At 53.8% G+C, this 14,377-nt stretch carries 17 protein-coding genes; 9 read left to right on the forward strand and 8 right to left on the reverse strand.

Going from position 1 to position 14,377, the window contains the following annotated elements; translation table 11 throughout:
- Positions 1-71 precede the first annotated feature (71 nt).
- Positions 72-1,841, reverse strand: coding sequence for a sodium:solute symporter family protein (locus tag LVJ85_RS04605; protein WP_115133669.1), 1,770 nt, complete (start codon positions 1,839-1,841; stop codon positions 72-74).
- 4 nt (positions 1,842-1,845) lie between these two features.
- Positions 1,846-2,109: a DUF4212 domain-containing protein gene (locus LVJ85_RS04610; protein WP_085363132.1), complete on the reverse strand. Its 264-nt coding sequence runs from the start codon at positions 2,107-2,109 to the stop codon at positions 1,846-1,848.
- A gap of 630 nt (positions 2,110-2,739) precedes the next feature.
- Here LVJ85_RS04610 and LVJ85_RS04615 point away from each other — a divergent pair.
- On the forward strand, positions 2,740-3,369 hold the full coding sequence (locus tag LVJ85_RS04615; protein WP_244741868.1) for a LysE/ArgO family amino acid transporter: 630 nt from the start codon (positions 2,740-2,742) through the stop codon (positions 3,367-3,369).
- 36 nt (positions 3,370-3,405) lie between these two features.
- Here the strand turns inward: LVJ85_RS04615 and LVJ85_RS04620 are convergent, their stop codons facing one another.
- Entirely contained in the window at positions 3,406-3,966 is a 561-nt protein-coding gene (locus LVJ85_RS04620; RefSeq protein WP_244741870.1) for a pseudouridine synthase, read from the reverse strand.
- Positions 3,967-4,212: 246 nt separating this feature from the next.
- Here LVJ85_RS04620 and LVJ85_RS04625 point away from each other — a divergent pair, with 246 nt between their 5' ends.
- Positions 4,213-5,286, forward strand: coding sequence for a sulfate ABC transporter substrate-binding protein (locus tag LVJ85_RS04625; protein WP_244743033.1), 1,074 nt, complete (start codon positions 4,213-4,215; stop codon positions 5,284-5,286).
- 143 nt (positions 5,287-5,429) lie between these two features.
- Here the strand turns inward: LVJ85_RS04625 and LVJ85_RS04630 are convergent, their stop codons facing one another.
- Positions 5,430-6,224, reverse strand: a complete 795-nt coding sequence (locus LVJ85_RS04630; protein WP_244741873.1) for a 3'-5' exonuclease — start codon at positions 6,222-6,224, stop codon at positions 5,430-5,432.
- Positions 6,225-6,241: 17 nt separating this feature from the next.
- On the opposite strand from LVJ85_RS04630, the gene LVJ85_RS13340 reads away from it, so the two are divergent.
- The 3 genes from LVJ85_RS13340 to LVJ85_RS04640 all read left to right on the forward strand — a co-directional run bounded on the left by LVJ85_RS13340 (position 6,242) and on the right by LVJ85_RS04640 (position 7,520).
- Positions 6,242-6,370 (forward strand): hypothetical protein, encoded by a 129-nt coding sequence (locus LVJ85_RS13340; protein ID WP_255733850.1) that lies wholly within the window; start codon positions 6,242-6,244, stop codon positions 6,368-6,370.
- A 102-nt stretch (positions 6,371-6,472) separates the two neighbouring features.
- The gene (locus tag LVJ85_RS04635) at positions 6,473-7,234 is read left to right on the forward strand and encodes a DsbC family protein (RefSeq protein ID WP_244741875.1); all 762 of its coding nucleotides are present in this window, start codon (positions 6,473-6,475) and stop codon (positions 7,232-7,234) included.
- Positions 7,235-7,316: 82 nt separating this feature from the next.
- Positions 7,317-7,520, forward strand: coding sequence for a hypothetical protein (locus LVJ85_RS04640; RefSeq protein WP_244741877.1), 204 nt, complete (start codon positions 7,317-7,319; stop codon positions 7,518-7,520).
- A gap of 76 nt (positions 7,521-7,596) precedes the next feature.
- Here LVJ85_RS04640 and LVJ85_RS04645 read toward each other — a convergent pair whose 3' ends face one another.
- From LVJ85_RS04645 to LVJ85_RS04660, 4 genes are all read right to left on the reverse strand, one after another.
- Complete coding sequence (locus tag LVJ85_RS04645) at positions 7,597-8,463, reverse strand: phosphoribosylaminoimidazolesuccinocarboxamide synthase (protein WP_244741880.1); 867 nt, start codon at positions 8,461-8,463, stop codon at positions 7,597-7,599.
- Between the two features lie 197 nt (positions 8,464-8,660).
- Positions 8,661-9,572 (reverse strand): metal ABC transporter solute-binding protein, Zn/Mn family, encoded by a 912-nt coding sequence (locus LVJ85_RS04650; RefSeq protein WP_244741883.1) that lies wholly within the window; start codon positions 9,570-9,572, stop codon positions 8,661-8,663.
- A 99-nt stretch (positions 9,573-9,671) separates the two neighbouring features.
- Positions 9,672-10,547 carry a metal ABC transporter permease gene (locus LVJ85_RS04655; protein ID WP_244741887.1) on the reverse strand — a complete coding sequence of 292 codons (876 nt, stop codon included), beginning with the start codon at positions 10,545-10,547 and terminating at the stop codon, positions 9,672-9,674.
- A 121-nt stretch (positions 10,548-10,668) separates the two neighbouring features.
- Complete coding sequence (locus LVJ85_RS04660; protein WP_244741890.1) at positions 10,669-11,397, reverse strand: metal ABC transporter ATP-binding protein; 729 nt, start codon at positions 11,395-11,397, stop codon at positions 10,669-10,671.
- Positions 11,398-11,706: 309 nt separating this feature from the next.
- Between LVJ85_RS04660 and LVJ85_RS04665 the strand changes: the two genes are divergently transcribed.
- From LVJ85_RS04665 to LVJ85_RS04680, 4 genes are all read left to right on the forward strand, one after another.
- Complete coding sequence (locus LVJ85_RS04665; protein ID WP_244741893.1) at positions 11,707-12,009, forward strand: DUF2288 domain-containing protein; 303 nt, start codon at positions 11,707-11,709, stop codon at positions 12,007-12,009.
- 137 nt (positions 12,010-12,146) lie between these two features.
- Entirely contained in the window at positions 12,147-12,896 is a 750-nt protein-coding gene (gene modA, locus LVJ85_RS04670; RefSeq protein WP_244741896.1) for a molybdate ABC transporter substrate-binding protein, read from the forward strand.
- A gap of 108 nt (positions 12,897-13,004) precedes the next feature.
- On the forward strand, positions 13,005-13,679 hold the full coding sequence (modB, locus tag LVJ85_RS04675) for a molybdate ABC transporter permease subunit (protein ID WP_244741899.1): 675 nt from the start codon (positions 13,005-13,007) through the stop codon (positions 13,677-13,679).
- Positions 13,679-14,326: an ABC transporter ATP-binding protein gene (locus LVJ85_RS04680; protein WP_244743036.1), complete on the forward strand. Its 648-nt coding sequence runs from the start codon at positions 13,679-13,681 to the stop codon at positions 14,324-14,326. Before modB ends, LVJ85_RS04680 begins: the two co-directional genes overlap by 1 nt.
- The last annotated feature ends 51 nt before the right edge of the window (positions 14,327-14,377 follow it).

The following is a 14,377-nucleotide window of genomic DNA, read 5'->3' on the forward strand; positions in this document are numbered from 1 at the left end:
TGTTGTCGGGTAAACAAGGCGGGTATTGTAAAATTTCGGGCTTCCCGAAGGAAGCCCAAATTCAACAAGATTTAGTGGTCAACTGCTTGGCCGGCGCCGCGCGGATAACGCACGCTTTCTACCAAATCCTGTACATCTTGCGGCGGAGCCTTACCTGCGGCAGAGACAATGAAGGCTACTGCGAAGTTGATCATCGCGCCTACCGCACCGAATGATAAGGGTGAAATACCGAACAACCAGTTGGCTTCAACATTCTCGAAGGTGTTGGTGCCGGGGATGAAGAACCAGCCCATGTACAGGAAGATGTACACACAGGTGGAAATCAAACCTGCCAACATACCTGCCGTCGCGCCTGCGCTGTTGATGCGTTTGGAGAAGATACCCATCATCAAAGCGGGGAAGATGGAAGCGGCGGCGATACCGAATGCGAGTGCTACAACTTGTGCTGCGAATCCGGGAGGGTTGATGCCCAACCAAGTAGCGACAACGATAGCCAAAGTCATGGATACACGGGCTGCCATCAATTCGCCTTTTTCGGAAATATCGGGTTTCAATGTTTTCTTAATCAAGTCGTGCGATACGGCTGAAGAGATGGCCAACAACAAACCTGCTGCGGTAGAGAGGGCTGCCGCCAAACCGCCTGCTGCGATCAAGCCGATTACCCAGCTTGGCAGGTTGGCAATTTCAGGGTTGGCCAGTACCAGAATGTCGTTGTTTACCGTCAGCTCGTTGCCTTTCCAGCCGCGTTCGGCAGCGGTGGCTTCAAATTCTTTAGACTTGTCGTTGTAGTATTGGATGTTGCCGTCGCCGTTTTTGTCTTCAAACTTCAGCAAGCCGGTGGTTTCCCAGTTTTTCATCCATTCCGGGCGGGCTTCGTAGTTCAAAGCCTGTTGCTCGGAGCCGTTCGGATACACGGTGTTGATCAGGTTGATGCGGGCCATCGAACCTACTGCGGGTGCGGTGGTGTACAGCAGCGCGATGAACACCAAAGCCCAACCTGCAGAAGAACGTGCATCAGATACTTTGGGTACGGTAAAGAAGCGGATGATGACGTGCGGCAGGCCGGCGGTACCGATCATCAACGACAAGGTAAACAGGAACATGTTCAGCTTGTTGGGCACGTCGGCGGTGTACGCTTTAAAGCCCAAGTCGGTAACCAGCATATCCAGTTTTTGCAGCAGCGGCATACCTGAAGCCGTATCGGTGCCGAAGAGGCCGATGGCGGGAATCGGGTTGCCGGTCAGGTTAAACGAAATGAATACGGCCGGAATGGTGTAGGCAATAATCAGCACCACATATTGCGCCACTTGGGTGTAGGTAATACCTTTCATGCCGCCCAATACGGCGTAGAAGAGTACCACGACTGCGGCGATCAGCAGGCCGGTGGTGTTGCTTACTTCCAAGAAGCGGGAGAAGGCTACACCGGCGCCGGTCATTTGGCCGATAACGTAAGTGGTTGATGCGATGATCAAACACGCTACGGCAACCAAACGGGCCGTGCGGCTGTAAAAGCGGTCGCCGATGAAGTCGGGCACGGTAAATTTACCGAATTTGCGCAGATAGGGGGCAAGCAGCAAAGCCAGCAATACATAGCCGCCGGTCCAGCCCATCAGGTAGGCGGAGGCGCCGTATCCGTTCATGGCCAGCAGGCCGGCCATAGAGATGAATGATGCGGCACTCATCCAGTCTGCCGCGGTTGCCATGCCGTTGAGTACGGGATGCACGCCGCCGCCTGCTACATAGAATTCTTTCGTGGAGCCGGCACGCGCCCAAATGGCGATACCGAAATACAGGGCAAATGATGCGCCCACGAAAATCAGGTTAATGACAAATTGGCTCATAGTCTTACTCCTCGTGAACGCCAAACTCTGCATCGATCTTATTCATTCTCCACGAATAAAAGAAAATGATGGCGATGAAGGTCAAAATGGAACCTTGTTGGGCAAACCAGAAGCCCAAATCGGAACCGCCTACTTGAATGCTGGCGAGCAACGGCCGGAGCCAGATAGCAAAGCCGTATGAACAGATAGCCCAAACAATCAGACAAGTGAAAATGAGTCGGACGTTCGCTTTCCAATAGCCCGTAGCGTCATGCTTTTCATTGGACATGATTGTTCCCTCCTTGCAATTTTAAGTTTCTTCTTTGAAAAATCGGATATATCAAACAGAAGGCTGCTTTTTTATATCCTGAAGTGTGTAAAGTGAACCGCAATATGTTTGATCAATATGCAGCACTGGGGGCAGAATAGCATAGATTAAATCTATTGCAATACATTACTTTACAATGTGGGGTGTTGTTTAATTAACTTTATGATTTAAAAGAAAATAATTTATTAAAATTCATTAATTAAGTAATGATTGTTCAAAATTGACATAAATAAAAATTATCGGCGTAAAAACATATGCTGATGGTTTTGTTTTAATGCTTTGTTTTGTTTGCCTTTATTTTTTATTCGTTTTTTCGGTTTTCTCGATGCAAACGGTGGCATCGGTGCTGTATGTGAAGACGGGCGGAGAATGTGCGGTCGATTGGTACGACGGTTGGTATGAAAACGAAAGTTTTAGGGTGGGGTAAATCCACAACACTGTCTGCCCGGTTTGTTTGGAAATGAAGCTTGGGCAGCTTAAAAATGACGGGATGTATGTTTAAGCCGGTAGAGGCCGTCTGAAAAATCTTGCGTGGCAAAACCAGAGTATGTACGCGATAATCGTTTTTCCTTTTTGGGTGGATTTCTTAACATGATGAATGCTTTTTTCAACGGGCTGATGATCACGGGCGGCCTGATTATTGCCATTGGTGCGCAGAATGCTTTTGTGTTGAAGCAGGGGCTGTTGAAACGGCATATCGGCGTTGTGGTGTTTTTGTGCTGGCTGTGTGATGTGGTGTTGATGAGCTGCGGTGTATTCGGTATTTCCGCGCTGCTGTCGGGGCATTCCGCGGGTGCCGCGTGGCTGGCTTTGGCGGGCGGGGTGTTTTTGTTGTGTTACGGGATGATGAATGCCAAACGGGCGTGGCAGGGCGGCGGGCATCTTTCGGTGAGTGCGGAGCCGGACGGCAATCGTTCTGCGCTCAAAGTGGCGGCTGCTACGCTGGCACTGACTTTGCTGAATCCGCACGTTTATATTGATACGGTGATGTTGATCGGCGGCAGCGCGGCTTCGCTCAACCATCATGATAAGGTATGGTTTTTAATCGGTGCGTTAACGGTGTCTGCCGTGTGGTTTGTGAGCTTGGGCTATGGGGCGCGGCTGCTGATTCCTTTGTTTAGGCGCGAGCGTGTTTGGCAGATATTGGAGAGCCTGATTGCGCTGATGATGTTTTATCTGGCTTATGGATTGCTGAAACAGGCCGCTGAAGTGTTGTGGTGATTTTTCAGACGGCCTGAACTAATCTTTAAGGCTTCTTTAAGGCTTGCTAGCGCTGAAACGCCATTCGCCGGGCGCCAAATCAAGCGAAAAGATATTCAGACGGCCTACCGCAATCCGCACCAAACGCAGGCAGGGATAGCCTGCTTTGGCCGTCATTCGGCGCACTTGGCGGTTTTTGCCTTCGCTGATGGTGATTTCCAACCAAAAATCGGGCACGGTTTTGCGCTCTCTGATGGGCGGGTTGCGCGGCCACAAGCGGTCGGTTTCGCCGGCGTCCAACACGCGCACTTGGGCGGGGCGGGTAACGAAGTCGCCCAAGTCCACGCCGTTGCGCAACAGGTTTAATTTTGCTTCGTCGGGGCTGCCTTCGACTTGCGCCCAGTAGGTTTTCTTTTTGCCGTGCTTGGGCTCGGCGATTTGGGCTTGCAGACGGCCGTCGTTGGTGAGCAGGAGCAGCCCTTCGCTGTCGGTGTCCAGCCGCCCCGCCGGATAAAATGCGGGTGCTTCTATATAGTCTTTCAAGCCGGTGTGTTTTTCGTGCGCCGAAAACTGGCAGATTACCCCGTAGGGTTTGTTGAACACAATCAGGTCATTCATTGGGTTTACCGCGTTTCTGTAAAGATGGCAGGATGCCGCATCGTATGCGCGCTTGCGTATTGTACGCCATACGGTGGCTAAGCCCAAAAGCCGTGGCTTCAAGCGGATAAACATCTTGTGCGGGCTGGTGCGGTGTTTCGCTATATAACCAAACCGTTATGACGATAAAACCAAGCATTCTTTCACTTTTTCAGACGGCCTGTGTAGAGTGGGGCCATTCTTATTTATCTATGTGAGGAATGGATGATGATTGCACAACGCCCTTTATCGTTTGCCGCTTTGTTCGGCGCAGTATTGGCTTTGTCGGCGTGCTCGCCCAAAGCCGAAGAACAAAGCACACAGGTTGCCGCGTCTTCAGACGGCAGTGCTGCTGTAAGTTCGGGAAGCATCAAGCTTTTGAACGTGTCTTATGACGTGGCACGCGATTTCTATAAAGAATACAACCCGTTATTTATCAAGGCGTATCAGGCCCAAAATCCGGGCGCGGAAATCAGCATCCAGCAGTCGCACGGCGGCTCCAGCAAACAGGCGTTGGCAGTAGCGAACGGTTTGCAGGCCGATGTGGCGACCATGAACCAGACATCCGACATCGAACTGCTGGAGAAAAAAGGTTTGGTTAAAGCCGAGTGGCGCACCCGTTTGCCTGATAACGCCGTGCCTTTTACCGGCACGACCGTGTTTCTCGTGCGCAAAGGCAATCCCAAGCAGATTCGCGATTGGGCGGATTTAGCCAAAGACAATCTGCAAATCGTGTTGGCCAATCCGAAAACCAGCGGTAACGGCCGCTACGCCTTTCTCGGCGCGTTCGGTTATGCCTTGAAAACAAACAACGGTGATGAAGCCAAAGCCAAAGAATTTACCGGCAAGCTGCTCAAAAACACGCCTGTTTTAGAAAACGGCGGCAGAGCGGCAACCACAACCTTTACCCAGCGCAATATCGGCGATGTGTTGGTCACTTTTGAAAACGAAGCCAACCACGTCAGCCGCAACCTCGCACCCGGCCAATTTGAAATCGTGTATCCGAGCTACACCATTCTCTCGGAAAGCCCCGTGGCCGTGGTGGACAGCGTGGCGGGCAAAAAAGGCTCGCAGGCTGCCGCCGAAGAGTATCTGAAATACTTGTGGAGCGAACCCGCCCAAGAGCTTGCCGCCAAATTCTATATGCGGCCGAGCAATCCCGCTGTGTTGGCAAAACACAAGTCGGAATTTCCCGAAATGGAAACCTTCAGCCCCAACCAAGTGTTCGGCTCTTGGGAAGAGATTATGAAGAAATATTTTGCCGACGGCGGATTGTTTGACCGGTTGGCTCAAAAGCAGTAAACGGCAGATTGAAGCATTGGAGGCCGTCTGAAAATATATTCAGACGGCCTCCGGTTTTGATACGGCTAAGCAGCAGTTAGATGATGCTTACATTGCCGGCTGTTTCTTCCCGCATGTTTAATTAAATCCGCATACGGCACGATTTATTTCCAAGCCGCGCAAAATTCCGACCAGTGCGCTTTTTCTGCGGCTTGTGATTTTAAGTAGTTGTGCAGGCGTTTGATTTCCATTTCGTATTCGTCTGCATCCAGTGCGCCGCTCATCATGCGGAAGCGCAGATACATTAAATAGGTGTTGGCGGCATCGGTTTCGCAATAGTCGCGGATGTCTTTCAGACGGCCTGAATGGTAGGCTTCCCACACTTTGCTGCCGTCCATGCCCAGTTTGCCGGGGAAGCCGCACAGCTTGGCCATGTCGTCGAGCGGTACGCTGGCGCGGGGTTGGTAGAGGGCGAGCAGATCCATCAGGTCGCAGTGGCGGCTGTGGTAGCGGCTGATGTAGTTGTTCCATTTGAAATCGCGGCTGTCGCCGAAATCGCCTTCGCCGGTGTCCCAATAGCGGGCGGCGGGGATACCGTGGATGAGGGCGCGGTAGTGCAGCACGGGCAGGTCGAAGCCGCCGCCGTTCCAGCTGACCAATTGCGGCGTGTGGGTTTCGATAAGGTCGAAAAATTTGGCGATCATGGTTTCTTCGTCGCCGCTGACTTCGCCTATGGTGCCGACGTGGATTTTGTCTTGCCCCCAGCGCATGCAGCATGAAATGGCCACGACCTGATGCAGGTGGTGCTGCATAAAGTCGCTGCCGGTTTGGGCGCGGCGTTTTTGTTGGGCAAACGTTACCACATCGGCATCGGATACGTCGGCAGGCATATCGTAAAGCGTGCGTATGCCTTTTACGTCGGGCACGGTTTCAATATCGAAAGCGAGAATAGGGGTCATGATGAGGCTCCTCGGAGATGGCTGCATTGTGGCATGAAGCAGGCGGTGCGCCAAGTGTGGCAAAACCGCCAACGCCCACCGCAGGTATGGTGCAAAAATATCACTTTATCGTGCAAAACAATCATTCTTTCGGTGCGAAAACATGATTTAACGGTATTGAAACGAGAGTTTGGTACAATGCCCGCTTCCATCACCCAACAGGCCGTCTGAAATATTCAGACGGCCGCTTGAAGACATACGGAAAGACTATGAAAAAAAAGCTGATATATATGATGCTGCCGTTTATGCTGCCGCTGGCGGCCTGCGGGCAGACGCCTTCTGCTGCGGAAAAAAGCGAGCCTGCGCCCCAGAACGCCGCTTCGGAAATCAAGACCAACCTTGAAAAAGCTTACGCTTCCCAAAAGCTGAAAGTACAAAGCGTCAACAACACCCCGATCAACGGCCTGTATGAAGTGGTGGTATCGGGCAACCAGATTATCTATACCGACGGCAAGGCGAAATACATTCTGCAAGGCAGCCTGCTGGATGTGGAAGCGCGCCGCGATTTGACCGAAGAGCGCATGGCCGCACTGCATACGGTTGATTTCGCTTCCCTGCCGCTCGACAAAGCGATTAAAGAAGTGCGCGGTAACGGCAAACTCAAAGTGGCGGTTTTTTCCGACCCCGACTGCCCGTTCTGCAAACGCTTGGAGCGCGAGTTTGCCAAGATGGACAATGTAACCATTTACAGCTTCATGATGCCGCTGGCGAGCCTGCACCCCGACGCTGCGCGTAAAGCCGAGCAGATTTGGTGCCAACCCAACCGCACCGCCGCGTGGACGGCTTGGATGCGCGAAGGCAAGATGCCGCCGCAAGTGAAGGTGTGCGACAACCCGGTGGAAGAAACCACCTCTTTAGGCGAGCAATTGGGCTTCCACGGCACGCCGGCGATTGTGTTCCCGAACGGCAAGAGCCAAAACGGTTACAGCCCGATGCCGCAGCTTGAAGAAGCGATTAAGCAGAACCAGTAATACGGATAAGGTGCAGACGGTAATATCGCGGTCTGCGCCGAGCCTTATCAATCGTTTGAATAAATGTGGCTCCGGCAAAACCGTGATGATATGCGCCGTTGTCGGATTGAAAAACGTGAGGCCGTCTGAAAAATTTTTCAGACGGCCTCACGTTTTATCGGCAGCAGTTGCGGTTTTCCCCACACATTCCCGTAAGCCGCACACGGGCGGATATGCAATCCGCCCCTGCGAATCAGGCAGGCCGTCTGAAGGTGTTTTGCGGAACTGGTGCGGTTCGTTTTCCTAAACTTGTATAGAGGTTTTGGCGAAGCTCACGGGTTTGCTTTCAGACGGCCTCACTCATTCGCGGCAGCCGTTACGGTTTATTTTTCCGCCGTCAGCAAATCCAACGCTTCCTGATATTTTGCAACCGTTTTTTCGATCACGTCGGCAGGCACTTTGGGGGCGGGGGCTTGTTTGTTCCAGCCGCTTTGCTCCAGCCAGTCGCGCACAAACTGTTTGTCGAAAGAGGGCGGGTTGGTGCCGACTTGGTATTGGTCGGCAGGCCAGAAGCGGCTTGAGTCGGGGGTCAGCACTTCGTCCATCAGGGTCAGTGTGCCGTTTTCATCCAAGCCGAACTCGAATTTGGTGTCGCAAATGATGATGCCGCGGGTTTTGGCGTATTCGGCGGCTTCGGTATAAAGCCGGATGGCTTTGCTGCGCACTTCGGCGGCGAGTTCTTTGCCGATGATGTTTTCGCACTCTTCAAAGCTGATGTTTTCGTCGTGGTCGCCGACGGCTGCTTTGGTGGACGGGGTAAAAATCACTTCGGGCAGTTGCTGTGCTTCTTGCAAACCTTCGGGCAGTTTGATGCCGCATACCGTGCCGGTTTTCTGATAATCCTTCCAGCCGCTGCCGGCCAGATAGCCGCGCACGATGGCTTCGACTTTAACGGGTGTCAGCTTTTTGGCGACGACGGCGCGTTTTTCCAAGGCTTTGGCTTCGGCTTCGGGCAATACGTCGTACACGGTATCGCCGGTGAAGTGGTTGGGCATGATGTGGGCGAGTTTGTCGAACCAGAAATTGGAAATGCGGGTTAGGATTTCGCCCTTGCCGGGAATGGGGTCGTCGAGGATTACGTCGAAGGCGGAGAGGCGGTCGGAGGCGACCATAAGCATGCGTTTGTCGTCGATTTCATAAAGATCGCGTACTTTGCCGGAATAGATTTTTTTCAGGCTGATGGCGGACATGGGGAGTTCCTTCGGGTCAGAAATTCGGGGAACGGTATTTTAGCTCAAATTGCTGTCGAAAGGGGCGGATTGTTGGCAATTTGGGTTGTTTGCCGCCGGTGGTGCAAAGGAACTTTTATGATGGTTCGGGGCCGTCTGAAAACCAGCTTTGCTGGTTTTCAGACGGCCCCGTATCGGTGTGTGTTTAAGGAAACGCTTTATTTCATGGCATCGGTCAACACGCGCACGTTGTAGCGGTACATGCCGATGTAGGTGTTGGCGGGTGCGTTGCCCAAGGCGTCGGAATACAGTTTGCCGCTCACTTTCACGCCGGTTTCTTTGGCAATGCGCTCAACCATGCGGTCGTCTTTGATGTTTTCGGCAAACACGGCTTTAATGCCTTCGCGCTTGATTTGGCGGATGATGGAGGCAACTTGTTTGGCGGACGGTTCGGCCGAGGTGCTTACGCCTTGCGGGGCGGTGAATTGGATGTTGTAGCGTTTGCCCATGTAGGAAAATGCGTCGTGGCCGGTCAGCACTTTACGCTGCGCCTGCGGGATGGCGGCGAACGATTTTTGCGCGTCGGCGTGGAGTTTTTTCAGCTCGTTTTGATAGGCGTTCAAACGCTGCTGATAGTAGGCTTTGCCTTGCGGGTCGGCTTTAATCAGGGCATTGGCGACGTTTTGGGCGTAGGTTTGCATCAGCACGGGGTCAGTCCAGACGTGCGGGTCGAATTCGCCGTGGTCGTGGTGGTGATGGCCGTGATCATGGCCGTGGTCGTGATGATGGTGTCCGCCTTCGGGAGCTTTCAGGGGTTTGATGCCGGCGGTGGCTTCGGCGTAGGGTACTTTGCTTTGTTTGACGGCGCGTTGTACGTCACCGCCTTCCAAGCCGAGGCCGTTGAGCAGCACCAGTTTGGCATCGCGGATTTTTTTGATGTCGCCGCTGGTCATGTGGTAGGCGTGGGAATCTTGGTTGGCGCCCACTAAATTCTGTACGCTCACGCGCTCGCCGCCGACTTGTTTGGTGACGTCGCCCAAAATGCTGAAGCTGGTCACAACGGGCAGGGGGGCGGCGTAGAGGCTGCCGGAAACGAGTGCGGCGATGATGCCGGTTTTCCAATGTTTCATAATGATTCCTTTGCTATAACGTAACAATTCTGACGAAATAAAAAAATTTTTTCAGACGGCCGGGTATTTGGAAAAGAGGCCGTCTGAAAAGTTCCGATATCAAGCGCGGCGGTGTTTTTTGTGACGCAGCCACTTGGGCAGGATGCCGCCTTCCCAGCCGAACACGACGGAAAACACATACAGCGCGCCGCACCACAAAATAATCGCAGGGCCGGACGGGATTTCGACGTGATAGGAAAACAACAGCCCGCCGAAGCCGCAGGCCAGCGCGGCCAACACAGAGAGCAGAAGCAGCATGCCCATGTTTTTCGCCCACAGGCGGGCGGAAATCGCCGGCAGCATCATCAAACCTACCGACATCAGCGTACCCAATGCCTGAAAACCGGCCACCAAATTCATCACCACCAGCACCAAAAACAAAATATGCCAAAAGCCGCCTTTGCCGTTGACGGCCTGCAAAAACAGCGGGTCTATGCTTTCTAAAACCAACGGGCGGTAAATCACGGCCAGCGCGACGATGGTAAGGCTGGCGGACGCGGCAATCAGTTGCAGCGCGGGCAAGTCCACGGCGAGCACGGAGCCGAACAGCAAGTGCAGCAAATCGACGCTGCTGCCGTTTTTGCTGACCAATATCACGCCGATGGCCAAGCTGCTGAGGTAAAACGCGGCGAAGTTGGCGTCTTCTTTCAGGCTGGTAAAACGGCTCACCAGCCCCGCCAGCAGCGCCATCAGCATACCGGCGGCAAAACCGCCCGCACTCATGGCGGGCATACTGAGGCCGGCCAGCATATAGCCGACGGCGGCGCCGGGCAAAACCGCGTGGCTGAGGGCGTCGCCGATCAGGCTCATGCGGCGCATCACCAAAAACACGCCCACTGGCGCGGCGCTCAAGGCAAGGCAGACGACCGAGGCGAGGGCGTAGCGCATAAAGTCAAACTCGGCAAAGGGGGCGATTAACAGTTCGTAAATATTCATGTTTCTACTTGGAGGCCGTCTGAAAGTTTCAAACGGCAGATAAACAGGACAGGGCGTTTTTTCAGACGGCCTCAATCATCAGGCCGTCTGAATCATAAGGCGCAGAGGGGCGTTTAAGCCCTTACACACTTTCGCACCATTCTTCCGATTCGTGCTGCTGCATGGCGGCGTTGGCTTCTTGCAGGTAAGCGTCGGTAAGTACCGTTTCGGTTGCGCCCTGCATGATTTTGCGGCGGGCAACCAGCAGCGTTTCGGGAAAATACGCCCGCACTTGCTCGTAATCGTGCAGCACCGCCACAATCGACTGGCCGTCGCCGTGGCAGCCGCGCAAAACGTCGAGCAGGGCGTAAGTGGTTTTCGCATCCACGGCGTTAAACGGCTCATCGAGCAGCAAAAATTTCGCATTTTGAGCCAACATGCGCGCAAACAATACGCGCTGGAACTGGCCGTTGGACAAAGCGGCAATCTGGCGGTGGGCGAAACCGGCCATGTCCACACGTTCCAAAGCCTGCATCACCCGCTCGCGCTGCTGTGCGTTCACGCGCCCGAAAAAGCCGATTTCATACCACAAGCCCATGGCTGTCAGCTCGAAAACGCTGATGGGCTGGCTGCGGTCAACGTCGGACTGCTGCGGCAGATAGGCGATGTCTTTTCGTTCCAAACCGTGCATGCGTATCGTGCCGGTGTCGGTTTTGAGCAGCCCCATCACAGCCTTGAGCAGCGTGGATTTGCCCGCACCGTTGGGGCCGAAAACCGCGCACATGCAGCCGTCGGCAAACTCGGCGTCGAGATGGTGCACGGCAGGGCGGCGGCGGTAGCTTACGGTTAGGTTGTTTAGCTCGATACTCATGCTGCCGTGGCCCAAAAATAAACGCCCCACAACAGCGCAAGTGCCGCGAGGGCAAGCAGCAGGCGCTGAAAGAGGCCGGTCAGTAAAATCGAATTCATGTGTTGTGCCAAATGGTTCAGACGGCCTTAAGCCTTGCAAAAGCCCAACGAGGCCGTCTGAAAAACTGAAAAACGTTGCATGATACTGTATAACATTATTATTGTAAAACAGTGAGATGCGCGGGGCCGTCTGAAAAAGGCAGGGCAGTCTGCCCGCCCGGGCTGCCATCGGCTACAATACCGCCTTCATTATCTTGATGGAAAACAGAAGATGTCCGACCATTTGCTCAACGACAAACTCAATCTCGAAACCGCCCGCATTTCATGGCAGGAACTCCAACCGCATTTTGCCCGCGGCGCAGCGGTGTATGTGAGTGCCGAACTCGACCTCATCGGCACCGCCCGCATGATGGCCGACGATAATGCCGAAGTATTAGGCAAATTGATGCAAAACGGCTTGTTCGGTTTGGTAACCGAAGAGCAGGCGCGCCGCTTCCTTGCCGACAATCAGGAAATGTGGGCCGTCGTGGTGGCGCCGTGGGTATTGGTGCAGCCTTGTACGCAGGAAAACTGACGGCATTAATCCGACATAATTAATACTAAATAAGCAGGCGTTGTGGTAAGCGGAATGGATTATAATGCCGCGATATACGGAATGGATAAGCCGTTCTGACGATTAAGTTTGCAAACACACAAGAAAGTGAGAAATTAATGAAACTGCACCATTGCCTGATTGCCGCTTCGTTGGCAGTTGCCGCCCCTTTCGCTTCGGCCGAAGAAATCACCGTTTCCGCCGCCGCCAGCCTGAGCAATGCGTTTAAAGACATTGCCGCACAATATGAAAAGCAATATCCGCAAAGCAAAATCAAACTGAACACCGCCGGTTCGGGCACGCTGCTCCAGCAGGTGTTGCAGGGCGCGCCGGTGGACGTGTTGGCCTTTGCCGATCAGGAAACTATGGATAAAGCCGATAAAGAAGGCGTAATCGACGTGAGTTCCCGCCGCAATTTTGCCAAAAATTCTTTGGTCATCGCCGCGCCTGTTGCCGGCAAATTAAGCGTGAACAGCCTGAAAGATCTCACCCACAGCCGCTTCGAGCGCATTGCCGTCAGCAATCCCGCCAGCGTGCCGGTAGGGCGTTACTCCAAAGCCGCGTTGGAAAAGGCCGGCGTATGGCAAACGCTGCAACCTAAGATTATCAACACCCAACATGTGCGCCAGTCGCTCGATTATGTAGCGCGCGGCGAAGTGGACGTCGGTTTTGTGTACAACACCGATGCGGTTTTAATGAAAGACAAAGTGAAAGTCTTGAAACAAGTGCCGACCGACAAACCCGTGTCTTATCCGATTGCCGTCGCCAAACAAAGCGCGGCGCAGGCCGAAGCCAAGCGTTTCGTGCAATATGTGTTGTCGGCGCAAGGCCAAGCGGTGTTGAACCGTTACGGCTTTAAGAAACCTTAAGTCGAAATGCCAAAGGCCGTCTGAAAAGTTTTTCAGACGGCCTTGATATTGTGTTGTGTTACATCTGTTTGAATACTCCGGCGACACACCAAAGGAACTCCGCCAATCATGCCTGAAGCCGTATCCGTAACCTTATTGCTGTCTCTAAAAGTAGCCGGGCTGGCCACTTTGCTGAACATCGTCCTCGGCACTGCCATGGGCTATGCTTTGGCGCACAGCCGTTTTATCGGGCGCAACCTGCTCGATACCGTGCTGACCCTGCCGATGGTGATGCCGCCGACCGTGTTGGGCTACTACCTGCTGGTGCTGCTGGGGCGGAATAGCGCGTTGGGCGGCTGGCTGAAAGACACGTTCAACATTAATCTGATTTTCACTTGGCAGGGGGCGGTGATTGCCGCGACGGTGGTTACGTTTCCTTTGGTGTTCAAGCCCGCGCGCGCTGCGTTTGAAAGCGTGAACCCGCAGCTTGAGCAGGCCGCGCGGATTTCGGGTTTGCATGGTGCCGCTGTGTTTTTCCGCGTGAGCCTGCCTTTGGCGTGGCGCGGGATTCTCGCCGGCGTGCTGCTGGCGTTTGCCCGCGCTTTGGGCGAATTCGGTGCCACGTTGATGATTGCGGGCAGCATTCCCGGCCAAACGCAAACGCTGTCGATTGCCGTGTATGAAGCCGTTCAGGCCGGAGACGATGCGCTGGCAAACAGCTTGGTGGTTTTGATTTCGGCGGTGTGCATCGTGATTTTGCTGAGTGTCGGCCATCTCGCCCGCGCGCGCGACGGGAGGAAATGATGCTGTTTGACATCGAAATCCGCAAAAAACTACCGTCGTTTGACTTGGACGTGCGCTTGCAATCGGATGCACAAAAGCTGGTGTTAATCGGCGCGTCGGGTTCGGGAAAAAGCCTTACCCTTCAAATGATTGCCGGTTTGCTCAAGCCCGATGCAGGCCATATCAGGGTAAACGGCGAAACGTGGTTCGACAACCGCGTTTATACGCCCGCGCGCGAACGCAGGGCAGGGTTGATGTTTCAGGATTACGCGCTGTTTCCGCATCTGACGGTGGCGCAAAACATCGCGTTCGGTTTGAAGCGCGGATGGTTAAATCCGCCGAAAAGGCCGTCTGAAAACGTACAGTATTGGCTGGAGCTATTGCAACTTGAAGCCGTTGCCTATCATTATCCGCACCATATTTCAGGCGGCCAAAAACAGCGCACCGCATTGGCACGCACCTTGATTACCCGCCCCAAACTGCTGCTGCTCGACGAACCCTTTTCCGCGCTCGACACCGGTTTGCGCCGGCACACCCGCACCGAACTGCTGCAATTGCAGCAAAAAAGCGGCGTACCCATGATTTTGATTACCCACGACCAAGCCGATGCCGACAGCCTCGCCGATGAAATTTGGCGTATGGAGAATGGCCGTTTGGCGAAGGAATAAGGATTCGGATTTAGGCTTTGTTTGAACCGCTATGCCCGTTTCAGACGGCAT

The organism is Neisseria sp. Dent CA1/247 (assembly GCF_022870825.1).
Lineage (GTDB): Bacteria > Pseudomonadota > Gammaproteobacteria > Burkholderiales > Neisseriaceae > Neisseria > Neisseria zoodegmatis.